The organism is Mesorhizobium sp. M8A.F.Ca.ET.218.01.1.1, from assembly GCF_004791165.1.
In the GTDB taxonomy this organism is placed as follows: domain Bacteria; phylum Pseudomonadota; class Alphaproteobacteria; order Rhizobiales; family Rhizobiaceae; genus Mesorhizobium.
In genome coordinates this window covers 1-383 of the sequence record NZ_SRUZ01000069.1, presented here as the reverse complement: position 1 = coordinate 383, position 383 = coordinate 1, and the positions used below count along the sequence as shown (strand labels likewise).

Genomic DNA, 383 nt, shown 5'->3' with positions numbered 1-383 from the left:
TTTTCCCTTACCCTTTAGCACTGAGCCAATGGAAGCGCGCATGGCGGAGGCATTGCCGCGGGACGATGGACCTTGGCAGTACGAACCGAAATGGGACGGCTTCCGCTGCCTTGCCTTCAAAGGCGGCAAGTCGGTCGATCTCAGGGCGAAGTCCGGCAAAGCCCTTGGCCGTTATTTTCCCGAACTGACGGCGATGCTCGGTGATCTGGAAACATCGGACTTTGTCGTAGACGGAGAGAGCGTCATTGAAGTCGATGGGCGCGCCTCCTTCGATGCGTTGCAGATGCGGCTTCATCCGGCGGAGAGCCGTATTTGGAAGCTCAGCCGGGAGACGCCGGCGCAACTGGTGCTCTTCGATATGCTCGTCGCTCCGGGCGGGCGAT

Annotated in this window: 1 pseudogene; it reads left to right on the top strand. The window is 60.1% G+C overall.

The annotated features are described in order from the left end of the window. A pseudogene (locus EN861_RS34425) lies at positions 1 to 383 on the top strand (ATP-dependent DNA ligase); the annotation flags it as partial.